Genomic DNA, 26,430 nt, shown 5'->3' on the forward strand with positions numbered 1-26,430 from the left:
AGATCAACAAGCTATAATAAGGTTTGTTTATTTCTTTCTTTTTCAAACTCAACATCAACAGCAAGTGCAGCCCTGTTTTTCCCGGCTGCTACAGCCAATACATCACAACGCTCATTCTCAGGATGGGCGTTGTGACCTTTGATCCATGTGAACTTTACCTGATGTAACTTATATACATTAAGGAAGCGGATCCAAAGGTCTTTGTTCTTTTTTCCTTTAAAGCCCGTCTTTACCCACCCAAACACCCATTTCTTCTCTACAGTGTCTACTACGTATTTAGAATCGGAAACAACAGTAACATCCTGCCCGGGGGTTTTTAATGCATTTAAGCCCTCTATAACTGCCAATAGCTCCATTCTGTTATTGGTGGTCATGCGGAAGCCGCCACTAAGCTCCTTATAGTGGTTACCCGAACGTAAAATAACCCCATAACCTCCTGGTCCTGGATTTCCACTTGCTGCTCCGTCAGTAAAAATTTCGATCATATAAGGACAAATCTATGTTTTTAAGCTCTAAATGCAATTTATGAAGGGCAATTAATATTTGTGTGAAAAATAAAATTGCTGAAATAGAGGTAATTAAAAGAAAAGTGTGACCTAAATGTTAAAAATATTTGAATAAAATGTTTTTAATCGTACTTTTGTGACGTTGAAAAAAACATGGTGGTTTTAGCTCAGTTGGTTAGAGCATCGGTTTGTGGTACCGAGGGTCGTGGGTTCGAGCCCCATATTCCACCCCAGTTTTGAAAGCAGTCTGAGAAGACTGCTTTTTTTTTATAGCAATTTTTTTCTGCTGCGAAACTGAAGCTTAACTATTCTTTACCCTATCAATTCTGAGCTGTTTGAATTTTTGAAAATAGAATCTGTTATCTTTATAATAATTTTTTAAGTATATGTCAGCAAAAGATATTGAATTAACAGGTGTAAAGGAAATAGCAAGAAGGGCAAATGTTTCAATTGGAACAGTAGACCGTGTGATTCATGACCGCAAAGGGGTATCACAAAATACTAAAGATAAAGTGAACGCGATTATTAAAGAGCTTGACTATCAACCTAACATCCTCGCAAGAAGACTGGCCTCAAAAAAGCAGGTTGTTTTTGCTGTTCTTATTCCAAAGATTTCAGAGGAAACAAATTATTGGGAGGCGCCACTGCTTGGTATTGACCAGGCAGGAGCGGAGATTAGTCCCTACGGCATTACCTTACAGAAATATCTATATGATGTTAATGATAAAAATTCCTTTCTTGAGCAGATCAAACGGATCGATCTTTCCTTGATACAAGGTGTTCTTTTGGCACCAAGTTTTATTGAAGAATCTGAACATTTCGTGAAAAAACTTGAAATAAGAAAAATACCTTATGTATTTATCAACTCAGATATACAGGGACATGACAGCTTGAGTTATTTCGGTCCGGATCTATATCAAAGCGGTTACCTTTCTGCCCACCTTATGAAATACCTCCTTAAAAAGCAAGATGAGATTCTGGTCGTTAACATCTCACAGGAAATAGACAATCAGCATCATTTACTTCGTAAGGAACAAGGTTTCAGGAACTATTTTGCTGATAAAAAGCTTGAAAATACGATCCTGAAAATTGATATCAAGCAGACCGACTATACCTATATCAGCAACTCACTTGAGAAGGTCTTAAAAAATCACAACATCGCTGCTATTTTCGTAACCAATTCCAGGGTTTCAACTGTAGCCAAATATTTGGCAATGACTGGGGATCAGCGCAGAATCCTGATCGGATTTGATTACACTGAAGAAAACCTGAGCTTCCTTAAAAAAGGTGATATTGATTTTCTGATTTGCCAAAAACCCAGAGAACAAGGGTATAAAGGCCTAATGGCTTTATATCAGTTTGTTGTACATTCCAAATCTGGCGAAAAAAACAACTTTATGCCAATTGATATCATCACAAGCGAAAATTGTGATTTCTATCTCAATTAAGTCGTTATTTCATTTAATATTGCATTTTAAAAAGTAGTTATCTTACCAAGCCTATTTGGAATTCCAATAAATGTTTTGTTTATTCGTGTACGTTAACGTTAAGCAAACTTTATGGATAAGAAGACTTATAATAAATCATTATATATCATTGCAGTACTGTTTTTTGTCTTCGGTTTCGTTACCTGGATAAATGCAATGCTCATCCCGTATTTCAAAATTTGCTGTGAGCTCAATAATCTCGAGTCTTATTTTGTTGCTTTTGCTTTTTATATTTCCTATTTATTCATTTCCTTTCCGGCGTCGTTACTGCTTAAAAAATATGGTTTTAAGAATGGTATGATGATTGGTTTCTTCGTGATGGCTATTGGTGCATTTATATTTGTACCAGCTGCGCTATTGCGTAATTACATGTTATTTTTAGTTGGTTTGTTTACGCTGGGGGCGGGGCTGGCAGTTTTACAAACAGCAGCAAATCCCTATGTAACGATATTAGGTCCGAAAAAAAGTGCCGCAATGAGGTTCAGCATTATGGGGATCTGCAATAAGTTTGCGGGAATTCTCGCGCCCTTGCTTTTTGCTGCGGTTATACTCCAGTCTTCTGATCAGGCAGTATTTGAAAAAGTAAAGTCGATGGGGACAGTGGAAAGAGCGCCGATTCTTGATGAACTGATCAGAAGAGTTATTGTTCCGTATTCATGTGTCGGTGTAATTCTGGTGTTACTGGGTTTCCTGGTGCGCTTTTCTTCTTTGCCTGAAATTAATACAGAAGAGGAGGATGAGGTTACCGCCGAATCGAATAAAGGGAAGCGTAATATCTTTCAGTTCCCCCATCTTGTCCTCGGCGCATTTGCCATATTTGTTCATGTAGGTTCACAGGTAATTGCGGTTGATACCATTATCGGTTATGCGCATTCAATGGATATTTCTCTTTTAGAAGCAAAGGTATTTCCTTCTTATACACTTGCTGCAACAATTGTTGGTTATATTCTGGGAATTTCGCTGATTCCAAAATACCTCTCTCAGATTTTGGCCCTTCGTATTTGTATCATCCTGGGTGTCATATTTACTTTATGTATCGTTTTCTTTAATGGTCGCGTTACGATATTAGGGCATCAGGCGGACATTTCTATATGGTTTATTGTATTGCTGGGCTTTGCAAATTCAATGATATGGGCTGGAATATGGCCTTTATCTATGGATCGACTTGGCCGTTTTATAAAAATCGGCGCTGCAATTCTGATTATGGGCCTTTCCGGAAATGCTGTTATGCCACTCTTATATGGTCATCTCGCTGATATTTATGGTTTGCAAAATGCTTATTTAGTACTTTTACCATGTTATGTCTACTTGCTGTTTTATGCTTATAAGGGGTACAAACTCGAGCGCTGGGTTAGTTAATGTCAATCACCTTTTTATTTGGTATAAAATTTCAAAATGAACTTAAACGTCTATCACCTCAATGAAGATTCCAACGCCTCAGCAGATCAGCTATCAGAAAAATTAGCTGCTTATCCCAGGCATCTATTAGCAAATGATTCCTGGCCTCAGATCACTACGATTTGTACAGCCGATTTTGTTATCGCACACAGGGAGCAACACATCCTGTTAAAATTCACAATATCTAATGATTATTTCCAGTCGATAGAAAGACCGGTTAACAGTGAGGTACACCTCGATAACTGTGTAGAATTCTTTATTGCTTTTGATCAGTCTGATCAGTACTATAACATTGAGTTTAATTGTCTTGGGATTGGTAAAATGGCTTATGGCAGTAAAAAGGATAAAAGAACTTTACTACAGAAGTCTGTTGTGCAAAAAATCCATACCTGGACAAAATCAGATGCGATGGAAGGGGAGTTTAACTGGGAGATGATGATGAGTATACCTGCAGATGTGTTTGTATTCCATCAAATTCAAAATTTCGACGGCCTTACAGCTAGAGCTAATTTTTATAAATGTGGGGATGGATTACCAAATCCTCACTTCTTATGTTGGAATAAGGTGGTATCGCCAACACCTGATTTTCATAGCCCGGACCATTTTGGAACTATTCAATTTATGCCCGTGCAGACAGAATCAAGTGATTTAAATGATAAATATGGTTTTTTTTAAATAAATTCGTGTACGTACCCGTTTAATTTAATATATTAGCATTTAGATAGTTGTAATCTTTGTTTGGACTGGATTTCTGTCTGTCATTTATCACCTAAACAACCAAAAAAAAGATGAAGAAATTTCTACTTTTGTTACCTTTTCTATGGACTTGCAAGCAAGATGTTGCTGCGTTCGCAAGACAGAAAGTACCGGACACTCTTGTTATACCGACATCAACATCCGCTGTATCTGCAACTTTGAAATTCAGTGGATTTACCTGGATTGTTAAAAATGGAAATGGATTGGGACCAGGACCTAATTCCTGGGGAGATCGGAATGCCTGGGTGGATGCGGCTGGACTGCTTCATCTTAAACTTTCATATGATCAGAAGACGTCGAAATGGTTATGTGCAGGAATTACTTCGAAAGAGAATTTTGGATATGGTACTTACCAATGGCAGGTCCAAGGACCAGTAAGTACAATAGATAAAAATGTTGTAATAGGACTTTTTCATTATTCTGGTCCCGATGGATTTAATGAGCTGGACGTAGAATTTGCGCGATGGGGAGACGCGTCGAAGCCTAATGTAAATTATAGTGTGTATCCCGCGGCCGGAACCAATGGAAAGCAGCAGCGTATCACTACAGAATGGAAACAATCAGGTGGTACAGCTAGCACACACCGCTATATCTGGTCTGATAAATCCGTTGTGGTTAAAAGTATGAACGGTTTTTACAACGATGATACGAATATGTTCTTTACGCATACTTTTTTACCTCCTTCAGCTGTGATACCGACAGAAAAAATGCCGGTAAAAATGAATCTTTGGTGTTTCCGTGGGATGGAACCAGGTGATGGAAAGGAAGTCGAGATCGTGATCAGGAATTTTAAGTTTACACCAGCACCCTGATAAAAATTTTTTGACTTAAAGACGTGTACGTAAACGTCTTGTTGTCTTTAGTTTAGTAATTTACAACACCTAAGTAGGAGAGGCCAGGACCGTTACAGGTTATGCTGATCTGATATATCAACCAAATAAAACCGCTAATGAAAAAATTATACCTAATGACCTTGATGGTCGCATTTTCCATGCTAAGTACCTTTGCCCAGGTCAATCCCGATAAAGGGAGCGTATTTACTTTAACGGGGCAGGTAACTGATGCAAAAACGAATGAAAGCCTTATAGGTGTTTCAATTCGTGTACAAGGAACAGACAAAGGCACCGCAACAGATAAGAATGGTAAGTTTAGTCTGGGAGTAAGTCCCGGAGCAGTTATTTTGCTGAGCTATATTGGCTACCAAAACCAGACTGTTAATGTCGGAGACCGTAAAACCTTGGATATTAAACTTGCTGAAAGTGGCAAGCAGCTTTCTGAAGTAACTATAAACGTGGGGTATGGTACTCAAAAGGTTAAAGAAGTAACTGGTGCTGTCGGATCGATTTCGGCTAAGCAAATGGATAACCATGCGTTGGGTGATGTGAATTCGAGTCTTCAGGGAAAGATTGCCGGACTTCAAATCACCAGTAATTCTGGTGAACCTGGTGCTGGTGCCACAGTTAGAATTCGTGGGGCATCTTCAGTAAATGGAAGTAGTCAACCACTATATATTGTAGATGGCGTTCCCATAAACGCAGATACTTACGGTGGCGGATTGGTTGATGATGCCTCTACTTTCAGTCCTTTGGCAGATCTTAACCCGCAAGATATAGAGTCGATAGAAGTACTGAAAGATGGAACTGCATCTATATATGGTTCCAGAGCATCTAACGGTGTAATTATCATCACTACTAAAAGTGGAAAGAATTCCAGAAAGCCAGAGATACAGTTTTCAGCGAATGGAAGTGTTGCTGACATCACCAGAAAAATTGGTGTGCTGAATGCGTCACAGTTCAGAAGCGCATTTATAGATGCGATATATAATTTTACCGGAGCGCAGACGACTAAAGTTTCGGTGATAGATTCCCTCCATCCGTATTATTCTAAGTCTAACAATTGGCAGGACCTGATGTATCGTACGGCATACCAATATAAAGCAGATGTCAGCGTCAAAGGGGCTTCTAAGGATAACAACATGAATTATTTTGTCAGCGCCGGCTATAAAGATATAGACCCTATTATCATCAATACTAAATTTAAGCAAACTTACGGTTCGGCAAAGGTCTATTACACGGTAAATAAGACCATTTCCGGAAATACGAATTTCAATGTATCCACCAATGACTACAATAGAATTCTCAGCGGACTGAGTAATCAGAGTGCGATATATCAGGCTTTAAGTACAATGCCTGTTTATGCTCCATATGATCCCATTACAGGACAGATTATCCCGCTTCTGGAGGGAAGTAAACCTAACCCGATTGCGATTTCTCAGCTGGCAGCTAATAAAATCAACAGGTGGAGAATGTTTGGAAACCAAGATTTGAGGGTTAAAATTTTGAAAGATCTGGAATTCAAAACTACTTTAGGGTTTGATTATTCGAATACAGAGGAAACAAATTTCACTCCTCAGACACTTTTACCACAAGGTCAAATCAGTTCATCTTATCTGACAACAGGTAAAAACTATTCTTTAATTAATGAAAATACTTTAAACTACAGAACCACCCTGTCTAAAGACCATCACCTTACTTTTTTGCTTGGACAATCTTATCAGAAATTCACAGACAACAATGTCAATGTGATCGGCAGGGGCTTGATTGATGCAACCATTACCTCTATCAATGGTACATCGGTTGTTTCACTTTATAATCAGAATATAGAAGAAAACAGCCTGCTTTCTTTTTTTACCAGGGCAAATTATGATTACAAAGGAAAGTATCTTTTCTCGGCGGTTATGAGAGCAGATGGTTCTTCAAGATTTGGAGCGGATAATAGATTTGGATATTTCCCTTCATTCTCGGCCGGTTGGAGATTGTCGGAGGAAGATTGGTTTAAGAAAGTCAGTTTCATTTCAGATGCAAAGATCCGTGGAAGTTTTGGTGTAACAGGTAACCAGTCTATCGGCAACTATGCATGGCAGGGTTCACTTAATACTGTGGGTACTTATTTAGGAAATGTAGCTATTGTTTCTAACGGAGTTCCAAACGCATCGTTAAAATGGGAAACGACTAAACAAACGAATATAGGTTTTGATCTTTCGTTTCTGAGTGATAGAATTCGTTTCACTGCGGATGCTTACCTGAAAAAGACAACCGGACTTTTATTTGATGTAGCTGTTCCGGGTACAACAGGTTATGCGACGGTTCCTGCCAACTTTGGCAGTTTAGAAAATAAAGGCCTTGAATTTACCCTTTCAACTGTCAACATAGATAAAGCGTTTAAATGGAATTCTACGTTCACCTTCTCGCTAAACAGAAATAAGGTGCTGTCTCTTCCTGGCAATCAGGATTATCGTCCGAATATTTATAATATGGCCAGGGTTGGCGAAACCGCAGGAGTATTTTACGGGCTTAAAGCTTTGGGTGTGTATGCCTATGATACAGACAATGTTTATCAGCGGAATGCAGCCGGAGCTGTTGTTCCTTATCGTCAGGGATCTGCAAATGGGTCGATTTATAAAGGTGGAGATGTCATCTGGGAAGATCTAAACGGAGATGGTATCATTAACGATTCCGATTTACAGGTAATTGGAGATCCAAATCCTGATTTTACTGGAGGTTTTCAGAATGAATTCAGTTACAAGAACTTTACGCTTTCTGCATTAATCACTTACAGTTTTGGAAACGATGTGTTTAACGAGGTGAAAAGAAATCTGGACGCTACACCCTACGATCAGAATTTTACCACAGATCAACTTCGCAGGTGGAGAAAACAAGGAGATGTAACAGATGTTCCAAGATTGGTCAAAACTGATCCGATGTTAAACAATGCGATCTCAAGTAGATTTGTTGAAGATGGTTCGTTTATCAGGATTCAAAATCTGGCGCTCAATTATAAAATTCCAGCAAAAGCGTTAAGCAGGTTAAGAATAAACCATGCGAATGTAGGATTTTCGGTAGTCAACCTGCTGACCTTTGGTTCTTATACAGGATATGATCCTGAAGTCAGCTCATCAACGAATGCACTTGCAGTTGGCATAGACCGGGGATCTTTCCCTAGAACCAGAACATATAATTTGTCATTGAATTTTAGTCTTTAATATTATGAAACGAAAAGATTATAAAATATACAGCATTATGCTGATCACGTTGGTTTTCTTATCCGGTTGTAAGAAGGCCTTAGAAATCGACCCTACGACTTCTTATTCCAGTTCGAATTTCTGGACTGAAACACCTCAGGCCACAGCAGCTTTGTATGGTGCGTATAACCTTTTGCAAGGAGCGATGGCTCCGGAATCTGTTTTATACGGAGAGGGGAGGGCTGATAATGTGGTGATAAATCCATTGGCATTGAGTTCGCAAACCTTGAATTTGTTAACAAATAACCTAAACTCAAGTCTGCCCATTACAAACTGGAGTGCTTTCTATCAGGTGGTTAATCAGAGTAATTTAATTCTAAAGAACACCTTAGAAATGAAGGGAAAAGGACTTTATCTGGGGAAAGATGCGGAATACAATAGTGTGAGAGGACAGGCCTTCGCCATTCGTGCTTTCTGTTATTTTTACATGACCCGTATTTGGGGTAAATTGCCTGTGGTAACAGAACCTTTTTTAGATGCGAAACAAAGTGTAAGCATTGGACGATCAGATACTACTGCGGTGTATGCCCGAATTCAGGCAGATCTTGATTCTGCAGCATTGGCACCAATCCCTGCATCATATACAACCACTTCAGCTACCAGGGCTCAATTTACAATGGCCGCAGTGAATGCTTTGTATACGGATTTTTATATGTGGCGCCATCAATATGAGAACGCACTTGTTGCTTCTCAGAAAATCCTGACGAATTCAACCTATTCACTGGCTTCGCTTTACAGCGCATCTTCAACTATAGATTATAACATTAATCCGGCGTTAATTGACAATACCGCTTACGCCCAGATGTTTACCAAAGGGTTTTCTAATGAATCAATATTCGAAATCGATTACAATTTTGCAGAGCGCGCGACACGATCATTTTTGATTACAGTTTACGGCGATCTTGGCTTCCAGCCTTTCTTCAAAGCCAGTGGTTACCTGTCCAGTAAGTTCAGCTCAATGGATTTGCGTTCAAAGGTGAATTTTGACACCAATTCGGGTATTGTTAAATTCTTTGAGAAATCGGGTTTTGTTCGTGGCACTCAGGATGATAAGAACATTATCGTTTATCGCCTTGCTGATATCATCTTGTTACGTGCTGAAGCACTTAATAAAACTGGCAATATTCCTGGAGCAATGGCCCTGGTTAATCAAATCAGAGCCAGAGCCGGAGCATCAACATATACAGACGCTTCTTATAGTGGATTTAATACCGATCAAATAGAAGATCTTATCCTTGATGAACGAGCGAGAGAACTTTGTTACGAAGGCAAAAGATGGTTTGATCTGGTACGTACAGGTAAAGCAATTAAAGTAATGGGGCCAATCAATGGACTCAATCAGACAGAAAATTTCCTGTGGCCATTGAGCCTTACCGAAATCAGGTTAAATCCGCTGTTGGATCAAAATTCATATTATCAATAAAAATATTTAAAGATGAAAAAACTAAATCTTTACTCAAAAGTACTTTTTCTCTGTATGTGTATGCTCACAATTGTTGGTTGTAGCAAACTTGAACTATTGAAAAACGAAGATAGTGATGGAGCCAATGCTGGTGCTAACCTTAAGACGCAAACCATACAACAATTTCTGCTTGCAGACCACAGTTCAGATTTAACGGAACTGGATCTCTTTGCTTCGGCAGTGAAACGTGCGGGGCTGATGGATATGCTGGGCAAACCGGAAGATTATACTGTGGTGTTCCTGACGAACCCAGGAGTTAAACAACTTTTGGCAACGATAGGCTATCCCAGTGTTAACGAAGTACCTCCGGTTATCCTCAAAAACCTGTTAGGCGATCTGATCATCAAAGGGAAGTTAAAATCTACGGATCTTAATCTCGATGAGACAAAGAAAATAGAAACCATTAATGGAAACTATATTTATTACACCAGAAAATCGAATACATCCGATCAATACGTGCTGACCATTAATCAGAATTCAACATTAGGCTCAACGGCGGCATTGGTTAGGTCCCAGGATCTGGAATTTAACAACGGTGTAGCCCAGGTTACTGCGCAGTTTACTTTCTACAGGTTGCTGGATGATAAACCTGATGAGGCTAACCCTGGTGGCAATGTGATTACACAAAAAATCAATGTAGCTAAAGACGTTTACATTCGTGGTGGTTCTGGTAATTCAAATGCGAATTTCAATGATTTGGCAACCATAGACTTAAAAGCGGTAAGCACTGCAGATGCTACTGTTGGTCGTATTGGTGTAATGCAGTATCCATTGGAAAAACCAAGCTTTGGTGACAAAATCGGAGCTGCAAGAATGTATGTATATGTGTATACCACTGGGTTAACACCTACAACTACATTCTCATTTTCAGCTCATTTAGGTGAAAATAAAGATTGGGCGGAAAATACCATCACCTGGAACAATGCACCGATTTATAATTCTGTTCCAATTTCAACATTGCCTGTTCCGGGAGGAACCACCGGATGGGTTTCTTTTGATGTTACCTCAGCAGTGAGTCAGCTTTATGCAAACAAGGAAACCTTTATCAATGTATTCCTGAAACACAATGTCGATAATTTCATTAAGCTTCGTCCAAGAGAATTTTCTGCAGGACTTTACGGTTCATACCTCAGCATCAGTTCGCCTCCGCAGACACTGTTAAAGCTCGGTCAGGTCAATGTGCTTAATGTTTCTGCCATTGAGCAGATTACGCCCTTAACACTGGCTAACCTGAAAATGGAAGGAACAATCGATCATAACATTACTTACACCGTAAAACAGGTTCCAACCGCTGGTTTCTTGGTTAAATATGGGATTCCACTAGCTGCAAATGCTTCTTTTTCACAAGCTGATATGGCTAAAGGAGCAATTAAATATTTATATGGCGGATCAGGCAATACGGATCAGGTCGTTTTTGAAGCAAGAGACCATAACGGCGGTTATTTTGAGTCAGCATTAAAGCTGGACATTGCAATTAAATAAACCCTGTCCGGTATTTGCTTAAAATAATATTCGGAAGAAAAATAAAAATTATGAAAAGAACAGTATTTGTTGTGATGCTTTTAACTGCCATTTTTGGGTATGCAAAAGCATTTCAAAAAGAGTTAAACGATCCTGTTTCACCATTTCCGGTGAGAGGATTTCATCTCGATCTGCGTATTCAGGCCATTCCTATGCCAGCTCTTAAAAAACTTGCGCTGCAATTGGCTAAGGGCGGTATTAATACGCTGGTTATGGAATGGGAGGCAACTTATCCTTTTCAGGATGAACCTTTGATTCCCAATCGTTTTGCTTACACAAGAGATGAAGTAAAGGCTTTTATCGCTTACTGTAGTTCCATAAAGCTTGATGTCATTCCACTTCAACAGAGCTTCGGACATGTTGAATACATTCTTAGAAATCCTAAATACAAAGACCTGAGAGAAGATCAGAAAGATTACTCTCAGGTTAATCCGATTCGCGAAACTGAGGCAAAAAAACTTTTTACTACGCTTTACCGGGATCTGATTTCTACGCATAATTCTCCTTATATCCATATTGGGGGTGATGAGACTTATCTATTGGGGCATTCAGAAGAATCAAAAAAGAAAATTAAAGCCGTTGGTATTGGAAGGCTCTATGGCGATTATATCAAGATGCTTTGCGATGTGGTCGTTGGGTTGGGTAAAAGGCCGGTTCTTTGGGCTGATATTGCGTTGAAATATCCGGAGGCGTTGAAAGGTTTGCCAAAGGAAACCATTTTTATTGATTGGAATTATGGATGGGACATCAATATGTTTGGTGATCATGAAAAATTGATGCAGAGCGGGTTTGAGGTATGGGGGGCACCTTCAATAAGGAGTCATCCCGATAATTACTTTCTTACTCAATGGGCGAAGCACTTTAAAAATATTTCAGATTTCGTTCCATTGGCAAAAGGACTGGGTTATAAAGGGATCATTATGACTTCCTGGTCTACCTCCGGATTGTATTCGCCAGTGTTTGAAACCACCAGGGATATCGTAGATCTTTATGCAATCCGACGTGTTTATCCCATTAGTGGATTTAATATGCTGATTGCAGCATTTCTCGAATCTATAAAATCAGGGAAAGCACTTGATGCGGAAAACTTCGTTTACGGTTATGCCAAATCTCAATATGGTTTTGATGAAAACGATGCTAAAATATTTTGGAAAGCGGTTTCAACTGTTCCTTTTGAGATTACACAAGGAAAACCTATAAACACCGATTTAAGCATTGATCAAATGTTAGATAGTACACAAAAAGCATCTGTGATACTCGCAAAACTTAAACCTGGTAAAAATCTAAAAGAGTTTGAGCATTACCGCTTGATGGCGGCCATTCGTGTACAATACCTGACTTATCAGTCGATAGAATCCAGGGCAAATGCTCCGGAAATGAATGACGAAAAACTTAAATCACTAATTGCTGAACTCGAAGCATTGCGCAGCAAAGAACTTGATAAGAAGTTTATCGAACTCAATTCAGAGGTGATGTATCCTTCAGAAATAACTCAGGAAAATGAGCTCAGAGCTGCGAAAATCAAGGTATTGCTGGACAGGCTGAAGAGAGTTAAGTAATGCTATTTATTGACCATTAAAAAAAAGAAAATTGTATAAAATATTACATAGTTACCTACTGCTGATGCTGGTTTTTGGAACAGCTGGTCACGCAGCCAGACAGTCGTATCCAGGAGCAGATCAGCTGGAGATTCGCTGGCATGTTTACGAAAATCATTACCTGGGGAAAGATCAGACACTTTTTTCAATCGGCATTAAGAACAATACAAAACAACCCTTTCCAAGTGCGGGCTGGAAAATCTATTTTAATCTTGGTAAAAGAGTAACCAGTGTTTCTGGTTCGGAGCAGTTGGAAATAAAGCATGTAAATGGTGGGCTGTACTATATTTCTCCGGGTAAGGACTTTAAGTCGCCTGCTCCCGGAGAAAGCTTAGCTCAACAGTTTATTTCCAATTCCTGGGTAGTGAATAGCAGTGATGCGCCTCAAGGGTTTTATTTAGTCTGGGACAATGCTGCAGGTATTGGTATTCCTTTAAACGATGTTAAAATATCTACTCCTAAAGATCAACGTAAAATGGACAGATTTGCCGGAGACAAGGAGCTAGCACAGGAGCAGCGTTATCTGTTGAATGAACGCGGAAAAACTGGGAGCAGTAATCAGCCTAAAATATTTCCAGCACCACTTTCTTACACAGAAACAGCTGGCTATTTTAAACTGGACCAAGCTGTTATTTTGGTTCCTGATTCAGAATTCGATGCGGAAGCACAATTGTTTGCTGATGAGCTGAAAAGGTTGACGGGAAAAAGACCTGTAGTCGGCCCTGATCATAAAAGTGCTAAATCAATCAGGCTTAAAAAAGACGCCTCGATCAAAAAAGATGGATATCGACTCAGCGTATCTCCATCTGGCATTGTAATTTCTGCCAATACCTCCCGGGAGATTCATTACGGCATACAATCGTTAAAAGTCCTTCTCGATCCTTCTGCATATGTTGCTCAGGGAAAAAAGAAAGTATTGATGCTGAAATGTGTAGAGGTAGAAGATCGTCCTTCTTTCGGGTTTAGGGCGATAATGCTTGATGTAGCGAGAAATTTTCAGTCCAAAGAGGAAGTCATGAAGTTGATTGACTTGTTGTCTTTATACAAATTTACTACGCTTCACCTCCATCTAAATGACGATGAAGGCTGGAGATTACAGATCAATGCTTTACCCGAACTGACAAGTCTGGGTTCAAATCGTGGGCATGGATTAAACGAACAGGAAAGCTTGATGCCTTCTTATGGATCCGGCCCAATTGCAGGACAATCCTCTGGGAGTGGTTTTTATTCAAGAGCAGACTTTATTGAGATTTTAAAATATGCAGCAAGAAGACACATCAATATTATTCCGGAAATAGAAACACCTGGTCATGCCCGTGCCGCCATCGTTTCGATGCAGGCTAGATACGATAGAATTATAAAATCCGGGGATACCGCCAGCGCAAAAGCCTATCTGCTCAGAGATATGGCAGATTCCTCCGTTTATCGTTCGGTGCAGCAATGGAATGATCATGTGATGGATGTGTCCATGCCGTCGGTATACAATTTTCTGGAAACGGTTACTGATGAAATAATTGATATGTATAAACTAGCCGGGGCACCATTGCAGACCATACATTATGGTGGAGATGAAGTGCCTGCTGGTGTATGGACCAGGTCTCCATCTGTTAATGCGTTTAAAGTAAAGCATCCCGAAGTTAAAAATGCCGCAGATCTTTGGGACTATTTTTTCGGCCGTATTGCAACCATGCTGGACAAAAGAAAACTATACCTCTCTGGTTGGGAAGAAACTGCTTTAAGAAAATCGACTGTTCAGGGAGAAAAAAAATGGCAGCCTAATCCTTTATTTCTTGACAGAAAATTTCATGTGAATGTATGGAATAATATGTCTGGTAATGAGGATCTTGCTTATAGATTGGCAAATTCCGGATACAAGGTCATTCTTTCGTTTGTGACCAATTTTTATTTTGATATGGGCTATGTGCGGGAGTTTGATGAGCCAGGATTCAATTGGGGTGGTTTTATCAATCTGGAACAGTCTTACAAATTTATCCCCTTTGATTACCTGAGAAATCAGCACACAGATTACGTGAACAGGCCATTGCCTAAATCAATGCTCAAACAATTTGAGCCTTTAACCGAAGTTGGTAAGCAAAATATATACGGTATTCAAGGCCTTTTATGGACGGAAACTGTAAAAACTGCGGAACGATTGGAGTATATGTATTTGCCAAGGCTTCTTGCCTTGTCTGAAAGAGCCTGGGCTTCAGCACCAGAATGGGCTACTTTGCAAGATACTTTAAAGGCTAAAAAATTGTACGAGCAAGACTGGTATAAATTCAGTTCATCAGTGGGAAGAGAGTTGAGCCGGTTGGATCATTATGCCGGAGGTTATAGATATAGGATACCTACGCCAGCAGTTATGTTCCGGAATGGGATGGTTAGTGTGAATACGGATGTTCCCGGATTTCAGATTCGCTATACTACAGATGGATCTGTCCCAACCATAAAAAGTAAACTGTATCAACAACCGATCCGCCACTTAAAAGAACTTCGTTTCCGTGCATTCAACAAGCTCGGGAGAGGAGGGAAGATAGCGCAAAATGACAATGAAGAAAATGGAAAAGATTAAGATATATAATGGTAAAATAATTACTCCTCATCGTACGATTGATGGCGGATGTATCCTTATCGAAGGAGGAAAGATATTGGAAGTAAGCGCTTCGGATATTCCTGTTGAAAATGCATTGGAAATCAATGCAATGGGAAATTATATTGGACCAGGATTTATTGATTTACATGTTCATGGGGGCGGAGGTCATGATTTTATGGATAATGAGCCCGACGGTTTTCTTGCCATTGCTGCATTACATGCTAAACATGGGACCACTGCACTCATGCCTACAACCTTAAGTAGTGAGCATCAGGATTTGATGGATACCTTGAGCACTTATGAAGCTGCTGATGCCAGAAATGTTAATGGCGCACAGTTTATAGGGATACACATTGAGGGACCATATTTCTCCATGGAACAAAGAGGTGCACAAGATCCAAGGTATATCAGGGCGCCGGTTCCGGCAGAATATCAGGAGATCGTTGCCAGTTCCGGAGCTATTAAACGCTGGAGCGCTGCGCCAGAGCTTAAAGGGGCTTTGGAATTTGGCCAATACCTTACAGAAAGAGGAATCTTACCATCTATTGCACATACCAATGCGATATATGAAGAAGTATTGCCAGCATTTGAAAAAGGTTTCAGGCACGCTACACATTTTTATTCCTGTATGTCGGGGGTTTCGAGGCGAAATGCATACCGTTATGCGGGAGTAATTGAAAGTGCCTATTTGCTTGATGCAATGACTGTAGAAATCATCGCAGATGGTATTCATCTTCCTCCGCCTTTACTTAAGCTGGTTCTCAAAATAAAAGGTGCAGACCGCACTGCATTGGTTACCGATGCGATGCGCGCTGCAGGTATGCCGCCAGGACCAAGTATTCTTGGTAGCCGACGCGATGGCCTGGAGGTTATTGTTGAGGATAACGTGGCTAAGCTAAAAGACAGGACTGCCTTTGCAGGTAGTGTAGCTACGATGGACAGGTTAGTGAGAAACATGGTGACAATGGCTGATGCAACATTGGAAGATGCTGTTAAAATGGCTTCCCTTACTCCGGCAAATATAATCGGTATAGCCGATCGGAAAGGATCGCTGGTGGCAGGCAAGGATTCGGATATTGTCATCTTCGATCATGAGATAAATATTGTCCGGACGATCGTATCTGGGAGAAGTGTATATGAAAAATCAATTTAATTTATAGCTAGTGTTGTTAGAAAAAGATTCAAACGTACCTAAGGTTAGGATTTACGAGTCAAGAAAATTAATGGGAGCTGCGGCAGCGAGTCGACTTGCCAGAGAGATTGATGCTGTTTTGAAAAATAAAGATGCTGTTAATATCATATTCGCGGCAGCTCCTTCACAAAACGAATTTTTGACTGCGCTTTTTTATGAGCCTGTCAAATGGGAACATGTAAATGCTTTTCATATGGATGAATACATCAATTTGGATGAAAATGCGGAGCAAAGGTTTGGGAATTTTTTAAAAGAACGCATATTTGATAAGTTCAATTTTAAATCCGTTCACTACCTGGATGGGAATGTTGATGACATTCAATCAGAATGTAACCGTTATTCCAGATTGCTTGAAAATTATCCGGTGGATATCGTTTGTATGGGAATAGGTGAAAATGGGCATCTTGCCTTTAATGATCCACCTGTTGCCAATTTTACTGATCCGGAAATGGTAAAGGTGGTTACACTTGATTTACCTTGCAGACAGCAACAGGTTAATGATGGTTGTTTTGCTAGTCTTGAAGAGGTTCCTACGCAGGCCTTAACTTTAACAATTCCTGCGCTAATGAGTGCAAGCGTTATCAATTGTGTAGTGCCAGGATCAGCGAAAGCACAGGCTATACTAAATACCTTAACCAAGCCAATAGGGAGTGATTTTCCGTCCACAGCATTACGAAATCATACCGGGGCAGTACTTTTTCTGGATATGGATAGCAGCAGATATATTCGATAGCGGGGAATTGAGCATAATAATGAAATTGTTTCAGTGGTGATCATTTGTTGTGTTGTGATCGATTACCGGTCCATAAAGGCCGGATATATATATATCGTATGTTTTTTTTGTAAAATACTTATTTTTAGGTATTTGTGTTTTTTGTTCAAATGCATAGTTTAGTCATGATCAGCTTTATGATCATTAGGGTTTGTTCAAAAAACACAATGATATGAATACTAAAAATACCCGTATTAAACCGGAATTAATCTCGTTTCTTACTATCCGTCGAAGCATTGGCATCCTTGGAATAGGACTTCCTTTTGCGCTGTTGATTTTCTCTTATATCTTTGGATGTGAAGTGATGCAGCCCTCCATTAGCCATTACTATTATACCTCCGTCGGCGCTTTATTTGTAGGCATCTTATCTGCTGTTGGACTTTTTCTGATCAGCTATAAAGGATTTAGTGCCCTGGACGATTTTGCAACCAATCTTGCCGGTTTTTGTGCTTTTGGAATCGCCTTCTTTGCAACATCTAAACCTATAGAATCCGCTTGTATTATTGTTGGCCTTTCTGGAAACAGCTTGCGGGAAATTTTACATTATGTTAGCGCTGCGGTTTTCTTCCTTACCCTTTCCTATATTTCCTTCTTTCTTTTTACCAAATCAAAGGGAACAAAGACCAAAAAGAAAGTCATAAGGAATCGGATCTATCGGGTATGTGCAGTCTTGATGCTGATTTTTGTCGTCCTTATTTTTATTACCGACAAGCTGATCAAAGTATCTGATCATCTGCATTTAACCTTTTGGCTGGAATGGGGGGCACTGATTAGTTTTGGGTTTTCCTGGTTGATCAAAGGAGAAACGTTCTTTAAAGGTTGATCCTGTGTCTTGTCAATTTAGATTGTTATGATGAATATTTCAGAAAAGGAGCTTTTCGATGCAGAGATGGAGGACGCTTTAAAAGCAGATCTTTGCCGCTTGATCAGAAGAATGAAAAGATTGGAGCGTCTGGATTCAACAATTGCACATTCTTTATTCTGGCTTTCTATATTAGCAAGTTTCAGTTCGGCAATTCTTGTTTCAGGAAAATATGATAGTACTTACTTATTGGCGGTAATTGCGGGTATCCCCGGTCTCGTGGTCGTTATTGAAAAAACCTTTGATTTTACTCAGCGAACGGTATGGGACTTGAATTTCAGAATGGAATTTGAGGAACTGCTGGATGAGATGAAGTACAAAAAGATAGCTGGTTATAAAGCGGTAAAAAAATTCAGGAAAATCATTAGAAAAAATGAGTATGCTTTCCAGAAAATCGGTTTTTTCAGCAAGACAAATACCGACAGAAACAAGGATAATCCTGTCCTGACACTGCAAAAAACTGATCCGGAGGGAGGAGCAGACGATTAGTCACACTAAAGAGGTAATCCATAGAAATTGCCTCTTTAGTACCACTCTGTTTTAAAATTGAACTAAAGTGATTGTATCCTGATCGGTTTTTGAATGTCTATGCCTGTCTGCAATGCTTTTTCAAAAACATCAAAAAATTGTCTTCCATCGCTGGTTATAAAGTAGTTCGATAAACTGGTGATGGTTTCTGCAATGTTTTTTCCCCAGGGAGCTTGCTGCTTTAAATCATCAATGTCCCATATGATACGATCCGGAGCATACTCCCTGAATAATGCTCTGATTTCATTTAGCTCTTTTTTAGCTTTAGGAATGTTTTCTAAAGATAAATCGCCCTGGTATAGTTCATTCATTAGGAATGGGAATTTTGAGCCCCATTTATTGTCTTCCAGACGATAGGCTATGGTTGAGAAAAAAGAATGCAAGAGACTTCCTGTTCCTATTTTATAAAATATGGGACCAATCCTAAGTCCTGTTGCCATTTGTCAAATTAATTATTATCTGTTTTTTTTTCTACAAATATTGGTGTTTCTGTTACGTCAATTACCAGCTTTCCATTTATGGTATTTACTGTTTTTGCAAGCATTTCTTCTTTTCCAATCTGGAGTGTATGGATGATGGCTTGTTTTGCATCACCCAGATTAAGTTCATATTTTGCTGTTCTCCCTTTTTGATCAGGTATAGTAAGCACATAAATTTCCTTCTTATCTGATTTGTATAAGTCTACTATAGGATCATTGTTCAGCGTTGAACTGAAAAAATAGTTTCCTATTAATTTTTTTGTCTGCAGCATATAATCAGCAGCAGGTCTTTTAACAGCGTTTGCATTCATGAAACCTGAAGAAGAATATTGGATAGTGCTATTGATATCAACATCATCCAGCATGTAAAAGACACATTTTTTTATTTTTTTTCTGGCATATAAAAGAGCTGTACGCAAATTCCAATCTGCCTGGGTGACCTGGGAGTTCTTCGAGCCTATAGGAATCGCACGCTGGGGGGTGCTATGGCCAATATCATATCCTGTCTCTGTAACCCAAACAGGCATGTTATTGGCATGTTTTTTAGACATAGCCATAAAATCATCAGCGATTTTTCCGATGATCGAAAGTTCGGGAGCAACACCAATTGTAGCGACCTCATTGTGTTCATCTGCATCATTGGAATAAAGGTGATAGTTGATGATATCAAAGCATAAATCTACAGAACCATCTGCCTTTAATCCTCTGTTCTTTCTGCACCATTCGATCATTTTGATTACAAAATTCGGATCAGCATTGGCCAGGCCTCCCATAACAACCATCATATTTGGATCAGCAGTTTTAACACCTGCATTTTTTCCTAACTTGCCTTTGTTTCCGTCATAAAATGCCGACATATTAGCCGCATATTCTTCCGCTGTTTGTTGTGCTTTTTTACCTTTCCACCATTTGTCCCGTTCATTGTCGCACTCAATATATTTAATCAGACCAAGACCTGTCTTTGCAACATTTCTTTGATCTCCGGCCCATCTTATGCCCGTATTGACCGTTACCAGAGAAGGATCTATATTTTTGTTGCTGCCATATCTGGCCGCCAATTGAAAAGCTACTCTGGCCTGTATGATGTAGGAGGCGGGGGCCAATCTGTCTAATCCATAAGGCGCAGGTACATTTTCGGCATCCCTTTGATCCGCGGGATAAGTATCAAGTAACCAGTCGGGGCAGGTTTTAATGTCAATGATGACATCGAGTCCGGACTCCTTCATTCGCTGATACATCCTATCATAGTCCCATCCACCAGAATGAGAGGGGCTAAAAGTATACTTGCCTTCTGCCTGTTCAACCCTTTCCCAGTCCAGATAATGGCGTATTCCTGAAAATGACTTGATGACTGAAAATTTGGTTTCGTCTATTGTTTCTGGGGAAGCAGGCTGCAAAAGATCCCATTCAAATGCATTAATACCTAAATATTCTGCAAAGTGTGTTGTGGAAGCTTCTCCTGGAATCGTGGGCGTCTCTTTCTGTATAGGAGGAAGTTCTTTCTTTTTTTTACACGCTGATAACGATAGTAAGGAGAGCAGGGCTATTATGGTATACTTCATATGACTGAATGGAAATCCCCATAAAAATATGTGATTTTTAGTTAAAAAAAGCGCTTAAAAATTATTTATCAATACCGCTGTCCATATTTGGACCTGTACATGTGTAAATATAGACAAGACCTAAAATAATAAGGCGCACATCCAGTAGAAATATACTTTTCAATTGCATCATTATTACTTTTTAAAGTATCTTTGCATCACTTTATGAATATGATCTTTTTCTTCGAAACCCCATCTGCCAAGATTTATGTCTTGCAAATAAACCGGAGCCTTACACCATCTGATATTTCAAAATTAAGTTGGCTGTTTGGAGGCGCAAAAGTTAAATCGGAAACATCTTTAAGTGGATTCTTTGTTGGCCCAAGGGCAGCAATGGTGACCCCATGGAGTACAAATGCCGTAGAGATTACCCAAAATATGGATCTTCAGGGTATTATCCGTATTGAAGAGTTTGAACAATCAACTGCTGATGCTTCAAATTATGACCATATGTTGTTTCAAAAGTACGACGGACTGGGACAGGATGTATTCACAACTAATGTTCAACCGGAACCAATTCTGGAAATCAGTGATATTGCAGCATACGATAAACAGGAAGGTTTATCATTAAGTGATGAAGAAGTTGATTATTTAAATAAGCTGGCCGAAAATCTGGGACGTAAACTGACGGACTCTGAGGTATTCGGTTTTTCTCAGGTAAACTCTGAACATTGCCGTCATAAAATCTTTAACGGAACTTTTGTGATCGATGGTCAGGAGCAACCTTCTTCTTTGTTTAAACTGATCCGCAAAACATCAGAACTAAACCCTAACGGAATTGTATCTGCATATAAAGACAATGTGGCCTTTGTAAAAGGACCAAGAGTACAGCAGTTTGCTCCTAAAAGAGCAGACGTGCCTGATTATTATCAGTTAAAAGATTTTGATTCCGTGATTTCAATAAAAGCGGAAACCCATAACTTCCCAACCACTGTGGAGCCCTTTAACGGTGCCGCAACAGGATCAGGAGGAGAAATCAGAGACAGGCTTGCAGGTGGACAAGGCTCATTGCCTCTAGCAGGTACTGCAGTATATATGACTGCCTTATCCAGACTTACCGAAGACCGTCCATGGGAAAAAGGAGTAGAAGAAAGAAAATGGTTATACCAAACCCCAATGGACATCCTGATTAAAGCATCGAATGGTGCTTCTGATTTTGGAAATAAATTCGGACAACCCCTGATTACCGGTTCAGTGCTCACCTTTGAGCATGAAGAACAAGGCAGAAAACTGGGATATGATAAAGTGATCATGCTTGCAGGTGGCGTAGGCTATGGTAAAGCAGATCAGGCGCAAAAACATAAACCAGTAGCGGGAGATAAGATTGTGATCCTGGGTGGTGAAAACTACCGTATCGGTATGGGAGGTGCGGCAGTGTCTTCAGCAGATACAGGAGCCCTGGGTTCCAGCATTGAGCTAAATGCCATCCAACGCTCCAATCCGGAGATGCAAAAAAGAGCGGCAAATACCGTTCGCGGAATGGTGGAAAGCGATGTAAATGCCATCGTTTCTATTCATGATCATGGTGCCGGAGGACATTTAAACTGTCTTTCTGAACTTGTCGAAGAAACTGGTGGTCTGATTGACCTGGATAAACTGCCTGTTGGTGATCCTACACTTTCTGCCAAAGAAATCATAGGAAACGAATCTCAGGAACGTATGGGATTGGTAATCGGAAAAGACCATATTGATACCTTACATAAAATAGCTGAACGCGAACGCAGCCCAATGTATACTGTTGGAGATGTGACTGGTGATCACCGTTTTACTTTCGCTTCTAAAACCACTGGTCTGAAACCTATGGATCTGGAGCTGAAAGATATGTTCGGAAGTTCACCTAAAGTGGTGATGGAAGATAAAACTGTAGACAGGAAATACGAACCTGTAACTTACGATATTAATCAACTGGACAATTACCTGGAACAGGTATTACAACTGGAGGCAGTAGCGTCCAAAGACTGGTTGACAAATAAAGTTGACCGTTGCGTAGGCGGAAGGGTAGCAAAACAGCAATGTGCAGGACCATTACAATTGCCATTAAACAACTGTGGGGTAATGGCGCTTGATTACCAGGGAAAAGATGGTATCGCTACTTCTGTTGGCCATGCTCCGTTATCTGCACTAATCGATGCAGCTGCAGGAAGCCGTAACGCAATTGCAGAATCTCTTTCTAATATTGTTTGGGCTCCCTTAAAAGATGGATTGGAAAGTGTTTCGCTTTCTGCCAACTGGATGTGGGCTTGTAAGAATGAAGGAGAAGATGCCCGTTTATATGAAGCGGTAAAAGCATGTTCGGAATTTGCCATCGACTTAGGAATTAACATTCCAACGGGTAAAGATTCCCTGTCCATGAAACAAAAATATCCTGACGGCGAAGTAATCGCCCCAGGTACAGTGATCATCTCTGCAGGTGGCCATTGCGATGATATTACTGCTGTGGTAGAGCCGGTTCTTCAGAAAAATGGAGGATCGATTTATTACATCAATCTTTCTGGTGATGCGTATAAACTTGGAGGATCTTCTTTTGCGCAGACCTTAAACAGAATTGGTAACGAAACTCCTGATGTTAAGAATGCAGCAGCATTTAAAACAGCTTTCAATACCGTTCAGGAACTAATCAAAGCGGGTAAAATTCAGGCTGGTCACGATATAGGAAGTGGCGGACTGATCACCACGTTATTAGAGCTTTGTTTCGCTGACAGAAATCTTGGTGCAGAGATCGATCTTTCCGCTTTAGGAAATGAAGACCTGATCAAAGTCCTGTTTGCAGAAAATATTGGAATTGTATTCCAGGCTGATGCAAGTGTAGAAGGATTACTTAAAGATGCTGGTGTTGCTTACCATAAAATTGGTGAAGTAAAAAGTGAAGCTACCTTAACGGTTAAAAATGTAACCGCAAGCCATGCTTTTGATATCGATCATTTACGTGATGTATGGTTCAAAACTTCTTACTTGTTGGATCAGAAACAATCTGGTCCGGTTAAAGCGAAAGAAAGATTTGACAATTATAAAAATCATGTCCTTAACTATACTTTCCCATTACAGTTTGATGGTAAAAAACCGGTTATTGACGAATCTAAACCAAGGCCTAAAGCTGCTGTTCTAAGAGAAAAAGGAAGTAACTCTGAACGTGAACTTGCCAATGCGATGTTCCTTGCAGGTTTTGATGTGAAGGATGTACACATGACCGATTTAATCTCAGGTCGTGAAACATTGGAGGATATTCAGTTTATCGGTGCAGTTGGAGGTTTCTCTAACTCGGATGTATTGGGATCTGCCAAAGGTTGGGCCGGTGCATTTTTATACAACGAAAAAGCAAGGGTGGCATTGGAGAACTTCTTCAAACGCGAGGATACGCTTTCTGTGGGGATCTGTAATGGTTGTCAGCTTTTCGTTGAATTGGGTCTGATCAATAAAAATCATGAGGAAAAACCTAAAATGCTGCACAACGAAAGTCAGAAGCATGAGAGTATTTTCACCTCATTAACCATACAGGAAAACAATTCCGTAATGTTATCCAGTCTTGCAGGAAGTACGTTAGGCGTATGGGTATCTCATGGAGAAGGTAAATTCCAGTTGCCATATGCAGAAGATCAATACGGTATCGTAGCTAAATATGGTTACGAAAGCTATCCTGCCAATCCAAATGGATCTGATTACAATACCGCAATGTTATGTGATCAATCGGGACGACACCTGGTGATGATGCCTCACATTGAGCGTTCTTTATTCCAATGGCATTGGGCAAACTATCCTCTGGGACGTAAAGATGAAGTGACACCATGGATGGAAGCTTTTGTGAATGCGAGAAAATGGTTGGAAAACACCGGAAAATAAAAAATAACGAAAGAGCAGCCCTAAAGGCTGCTCTTTTTATATCAGAGGATTTTTAATCCGCTAATTTAAGCAGGAGTAAACTGGAAGGAGTGAATGATGATTTCTATTTCCTGTCCGTTTGAAGGAGCCAATCCCTGGAATAACCATAAATTCATATGTACAGGTAGAGCTTCTGTGCTGACCGGAAATCCGGAGTCCGGAGTGCTCCATGGATAAAAGGCATTTGCTTCCAGTTCATTGTGTCCATGGTAGGCTTTGTAAGTTACCTTCTGACTGTTTCTGGAAAACTTGTAGGTGGAATAAGTTCCATTCAGGGCGAGCTCATAGGTGTTGAATACGCGTGTTGCAGGATCTCCATAAGCCGGATAAACGGTGTAATTGAAATTCGGCCATGCGGCATTACCCCACCTTGCAAATTCGATATCAACCTCATGATGTCCATCGTCACCGGATTTGTAATTAAACAAGCCTAAAATGACATTCTTGTCCAGCTTATCAACCTCACCTTCAACTTTCCATACATAAGAACCGTAGCCGAATTCCTGCAGAGAGCTGACTTCAGCACAATTCCACCTTCCCGTAGCGGCATCTCTTTTGATTCTTAAATGTAATCGTCCCTGTGCATCTACCCATACACTGCTGTTGGCCCAATAATTTGGTCCGGGACCACCCACAGATAGATCAGTGATATTTTTTACCTGCCAGCTGTATCCGCTGAAATTGATGATCGTTGCCCCCGGCACAGGGATTACGGCTGATTTTGAATTTACTCTTTCTGATTTAAGATGGTCTGCATTTTCAGCAGTTGAGTCTTTCTTACAGGAGAAGAGGACAATGGCAAGAATTGCCATACTAAAGATTTTTTTCATTTTTTGTTGATTATAGGGTTGATAATTTTGCAGGACTTATTTTTTAAGTCTTAACTACAAGTGCCGGGAATGTTCAATTTTTACCAATTTATGTCTGAATATATTTTACAGCTCAGCAGGGAGTGTTTAACATTGTATACCAAAACCTGATGATGATGAAACAAATATTACTGGCAAGTACTTCTACGATGTTTGGCGAAGAATACTTAGCCTACCTGCAGCCCGAATTAAAGTCTTTCTTTGAAGGTATTTCTGAAATTGTATTTATTCCCTTTGCACGTCCCGGAGGAATCAGTCATGATGAGTATACAGAGAAGGTCAGGGAGGCGTTTCATTCTTTAAACATTAAGGTGCATGGGCTTCATACCTTTACTGATCCTGTTGAAGCCATTCAGCAGGCCGAAGGCTTTTTTACCGGAGGTGGCAATACTTTTTTATTGGTGCAGCAACTTCATCACCTCAATCTGATGGAGGACCTGAAAGCAGCTGTACAAGGAGGAACGCCTTATCTTGGAACAAGTGCAGGAAGTAATATCGGTGGCCTGAATATGAAAAATACGAACGACATGCCGATTGTTTATCCTTCCGATTTTACAACAATGGGGCTAGTTCCTTTTAATATCAATGCCCATTATCTGGATCCTGACCCAAAGAGTACCCACAACGGTGAAACCAGAGAAACAAGGATTAAGGAGTTCCATGTATTCAATGAAATTCCTGTCGTAGGGCTCAGAGAAGGAAGCTGGATCCGCGTTAAAGATGATCAGGTAACTACAGAAGGAACCAAAGCATCCCGCATCTTCATAAAAGATCAGGAGCCTTATGAACTGGGCTCCGGTTCTATATTAAGATTTTAGTCTCCGGATCAATTCGGCGGTATTATATCGT

The 26,430-nt window shown here is 40.0% G+C and carries 19 protein-coding genes and 1 tRNA gene; 16 read left to right on the forward strand and 4 right to left on the reverse strand.

Translation table 11 applies throughout. The features are described from left to right. Positions 1 to 11 precede the first annotated feature (11 nt). Positions 12 to 485 (reverse strand): ribonuclease HI, encoded by a 474-nt coding sequence (gene rnhA / locus BUC20_RS12160; protein ID WP_073231164.1) that lies wholly within the window; start codon positions 483 to 485, stop codon positions 12 to 14. A 177-nt stretch (positions 486 to 662) separates the two neighbouring features. Here rnhA and BUC20_RS12165 point away from each other — a divergent pair. The 14 genes from BUC20_RS12165 (at position 663) to BUC20_RS12230 (ending at position 18,717) form a co-directional block, all read left to right on the forward strand. Then, positions 663 to 739: transfer RNA gene (locus BUC20_RS12165), tRNA-His, on the forward strand. 153 nt (positions 740 to 892) lie between these two features. After that, positions 893 to 1,954: a LacI family DNA-binding transcriptional regulator gene (locus BUC20_RS12170; RefSeq protein WP_073231166.1), complete on the forward strand. Its 1,062-nt coding sequence runs from the start codon at positions 893 to 895 to the stop codon at positions 1,952 to 1,954. Between the two features lie 111 nt (positions 1,955 to 2,065). Continuing rightward, on the forward strand, positions 2,066 to 3,352 hold the full coding sequence (locus BUC20_RS12175; protein WP_073231167.1) for a sugar MFS transporter: 1,287 nt from the start codon (positions 2,066 to 2,068) through the stop codon (positions 3,350 to 3,352). Between the two features lie 36 nt (positions 3,353 to 3,388). Beyond that, positions 3,389 to 4,066 (forward strand): carbohydrate-binding family 9-like protein, encoded by a 678-nt coding sequence (locus tag BUC20_RS12180; protein ID WP_073231170.1) that lies wholly within the window; start codon positions 3,389 to 3,391, stop codon positions 4,064 to 4,066. Positions 4,067 to 4,179: 113 nt separating this feature from the next. Continuing rightward, positions 4,180 to 4,959: a family 16 glycosylhydrolase gene (locus BUC20_RS12185; protein ID WP_073231171.1), complete on the forward strand. Its 780-nt coding sequence runs from the start codon at positions 4,180 to 4,182 to the stop codon at positions 4,957 to 4,959. Positions 4,960 to 5,096: 137 nt separating this feature from the next. Continuing rightward, positions 5,097 to 8,189, forward strand: coding sequence for a SusC/RagA family TonB-linked outer membrane protein (locus BUC20_RS12190; RefSeq protein WP_073231173.1), 3,093 nt, complete (start codon positions 5,097 to 5,099; stop codon positions 8,187 to 8,189). Positions 8,190 to 8,193: 4 nt separating this feature from the next. Beyond that, the gene (locus tag BUC20_RS12195; RefSeq protein WP_073231175.1) at positions 8,194 to 9,651 is read left to right on the forward strand and encodes a RagB/SusD family nutrient uptake outer membrane protein; all 1,458 of its coding nucleotides are present in this window, start codon (positions 8,194 to 8,196) and stop codon (positions 9,649 to 9,651) included. Between the two features lie 12 nt (positions 9,652 to 9,663). Beyond that, positions 9,664 to 11,172: a CBM96 family carbohydrate-binding protein gene (locus BUC20_RS12200; RefSeq protein ID WP_143166770.1), complete on the forward strand. Its 1,509-nt coding sequence runs from the start codon at positions 9,664 to 9,666 to the stop codon at positions 11,170 to 11,172. Between the two features lie 50 nt (positions 11,173 to 11,222). Next, positions 11,223 to 12,770: a beta-N-acetylhexosaminidase gene (locus tag BUC20_RS12205; protein ID WP_073231178.1), complete on the forward strand. Its 1,548-nt coding sequence runs from the start codon at positions 11,223 to 11,225 to the stop codon at positions 12,768 to 12,770. Positions 12,771 to 12,801: 31 nt separating this feature from the next. Continuing rightward, positions 12,802 to 15,381, forward strand: coding sequence for a family 20 glycosylhydrolase (locus BUC20_RS12210; protein WP_143166771.1), 2,580 nt, complete (start codon positions 12,802 to 12,804; stop codon positions 15,379 to 15,381). Then, complete coding sequence (nagA, locus tag BUC20_RS12215) at positions 15,368 to 16,555, forward strand: N-acetylglucosamine-6-phosphate deacetylase (protein ID WP_073231798.1); 1,188 nt, start codon at positions 15,368 to 15,370, stop codon at positions 16,553 to 16,555. The genes BUC20_RS12210 and nagA overlap by 14 nt, the downstream gene beginning before the upstream one ends. A gap of 10 nt (positions 16,556 to 16,565) precedes the next feature. Next, positions 16,566 to 17,327, forward strand: a complete 762-nt coding sequence (locus tag BUC20_RS12220; protein ID WP_317042778.1) for a glucosamine-6-phosphate deaminase — start codon at positions 16,566 to 16,568, stop codon at positions 17,325 to 17,327. Positions 17,328 to 17,538: 211 nt separating this feature from the next. Then, complete coding sequence (locus BUC20_RS12225) at positions 17,539 to 18,189, forward strand: hypothetical protein (protein WP_073231184.1); 651 nt, start codon at positions 17,539 to 17,541, stop codon at positions 18,187 to 18,189. Positions 18,190 to 18,216: 27 nt separating this feature from the next. Next, positions 18,217 to 18,717 carry a hypothetical protein gene (locus BUC20_RS12230; RefSeq protein ID WP_073231186.1) on the forward strand — a complete coding sequence of 167 codons (501 nt, stop codon included), beginning with the start codon at positions 18,217 to 18,219 and terminating at the stop codon, positions 18,715 to 18,717. 62 nt (positions 18,718 to 18,779) lie between these two features. Here the strand turns inward: BUC20_RS12230 and BUC20_RS12235 are convergent, their stop codons facing one another. Together BUC20_RS12235 and BUC20_RS12240 are read right to left on the reverse strand one after the other, a co-directional pair. After that, the gene (locus BUC20_RS12235) at positions 18,780 to 19,196 is read right to left on the reverse strand and encodes an immunity 70 family protein (protein WP_073231188.1); all 417 of its coding nucleotides are present in this window, start codon (positions 19,194 to 19,196) and stop codon (positions 18,780 to 18,782) included. An 8-nt stretch (positions 19,197 to 19,204) separates the two neighbouring features. Beyond that, the gene (locus tag BUC20_RS12240; RefSeq protein WP_073231190.1) at positions 19,205 to 20,797 is read right to left on the reverse strand and encodes a hypothetical protein; all 1,593 of its coding nucleotides are present in this window, start codon (positions 20,795 to 20,797) and stop codon (positions 19,205 to 19,207) included. Between the two features lie 210 nt (positions 20,798 to 21,007). On the opposite strand from BUC20_RS12240, the gene purL reads away from it, so the two are divergent. Then, the gene (purL, locus tag BUC20_RS12245) at positions 21,008 to 24,673 is read left to right on the forward strand and encodes a phosphoribosylformylglycinamidine synthase (protein ID WP_073231799.1); all 3,666 of its coding nucleotides are present in this window, start codon (positions 21,008 to 21,010) and stop codon (positions 24,671 to 24,673) included. A gap of 65 nt (positions 24,674 to 24,738) precedes the next feature. Here the strand turns inward: purL and BUC20_RS12250 are convergent, their stop codons facing one another. Beyond that, positions 24,739 to 25,542, reverse strand: a complete 804-nt coding sequence (locus BUC20_RS12250; protein WP_073231192.1) for a glycoside hydrolase family 16 protein — start codon at positions 25,540 to 25,542, stop codon at positions 24,739 to 24,741. A 149-nt stretch (positions 25,543 to 25,691) separates the two neighbouring features. Between BUC20_RS12250 and pepE the strand changes: the two genes are divergently transcribed. Continuing rightward, complete coding sequence (gene pepE, locus BUC20_RS12255; protein ID WP_234994508.1) at positions 25,692 to 26,399, forward strand: dipeptidase PepE; 708 nt, start codon at positions 25,692 to 25,694, stop codon at positions 26,397 to 26,399. Positions 26,400 to 26,430 lie beyond the last annotated feature (31 nt).

The organism is Pedobacter caeni, assembly GCF_900129215.1.
Classification (GTDB): Bacteria; Bacteroidota; Bacteroidia; order Sphingobacteriales; family Sphingobacteriaceae; genus Pedobacter; species Pedobacter caeni.

Bases quoted from the DNA above. Each gene is read 5' to 3' on its own strand.
- rnhA (WP_073231164.1), bottom strand. From the start codon at position 485: ATGATCGAAATTTTTACTGACGGAGCAGCAAGTGGAAATCCAGGACCA.
- BUC20_RS12170 (WP_073231166.1), top strand. From the start codon at position 893: ATGTCAGCAAAAGATATTGAATTAACAGGTGTAAAGGAAATAGCAAGA.
- BUC20_RS12175 (WP_073231167.1), top strand. From the start codon at position 2,066: ATGGATAAGAAGACTTATAATAAATCATTATATATCATTGCAGTACTG.
- BUC20_RS12180 (WP_073231170.1), top strand. From the start codon at position 3,389: ATGAACTTAAACGTCTATCACCTCAATGAAGATTCCAACGCCTCAGCA.
- BUC20_RS12185 (WP_073231171.1), top strand. From the start codon at position 4,180: ATGAAGAAATTTCTACTTTTGTTACCTTTTCTATGGACTTGCAAGCAA.
- BUC20_RS12190 (WP_073231173.1), top strand. From the start codon at position 5,097: ATGAAAAAATTATACCTAATGACCTTGATGGTCGCATTTTCCATGCTA.
- BUC20_RS12195 (WP_073231175.1), top strand. From the start codon at position 8,194: ATGAAACGAAAAGATTATAAAATATACAGCATTATGCTGATCACGTTG.
- BUC20_RS12200 (WP_143166770.1), top strand. From the start codon at position 9,664: ATGAAAAAACTAAATCTTTACTCAAAAGTACTTTTTCTCTGTATGTGT.
- BUC20_RS12205 (WP_073231178.1), top strand. From the start codon at position 11,223: ATGAAAAGAACAGTATTTGTTGTGATGCTTTTAACTGCCATTTTTGGG.
- nagA (WP_073231798.1), top strand. From the start codon at position 15,368: ATGGAAAAGATTAAGATATATAATGGTAAAATAATTACTCCTCATCGT.
- BUC20_RS12225 (WP_073231184.1), top strand. From the start codon at position 17,539: ATGAATACTAAAAATACCCGTATTAAACCGGAATTAATCTCGTTTCTT.
- BUC20_RS12230 (WP_073231186.1), top strand. From the start codon at position 18,217: ATGATGAATATTTCAGAAAAGGAGCTTTTCGATGCAGAGATGGAGGAC.
- BUC20_RS12235 (WP_073231188.1), bottom strand. From the start codon at position 19,196: ATGGCAACAGGACTTAGGATTGGTCCCATATTTTATAAAATAGGAACA.
- BUC20_RS12240 (WP_073231190.1), bottom strand. From the start codon at position 20,797: ATGAAGTATACCATAATAGCCCTGCTCTCCTTACTATCGTTATCAGCG.
- purL (WP_073231799.1), top strand. From the start codon at position 21,008: ATGATCTTTTTCTTCGAAACCCCATCTGCCAAGATTTATGTCTTGCAA.
- BUC20_RS12250 (WP_073231192.1), bottom strand. From the start codon at position 25,542: ATGAAAAAAATCTTTAGTATGGCAATTCTTGCCATTGTCCTCTTCTCC.
- pepE (WP_234994508.1), top strand. From the start codon at position 25,692: ATGATGATGAAACAAATATTACTGGCAAGTACTTCTACGATGTTTGGC.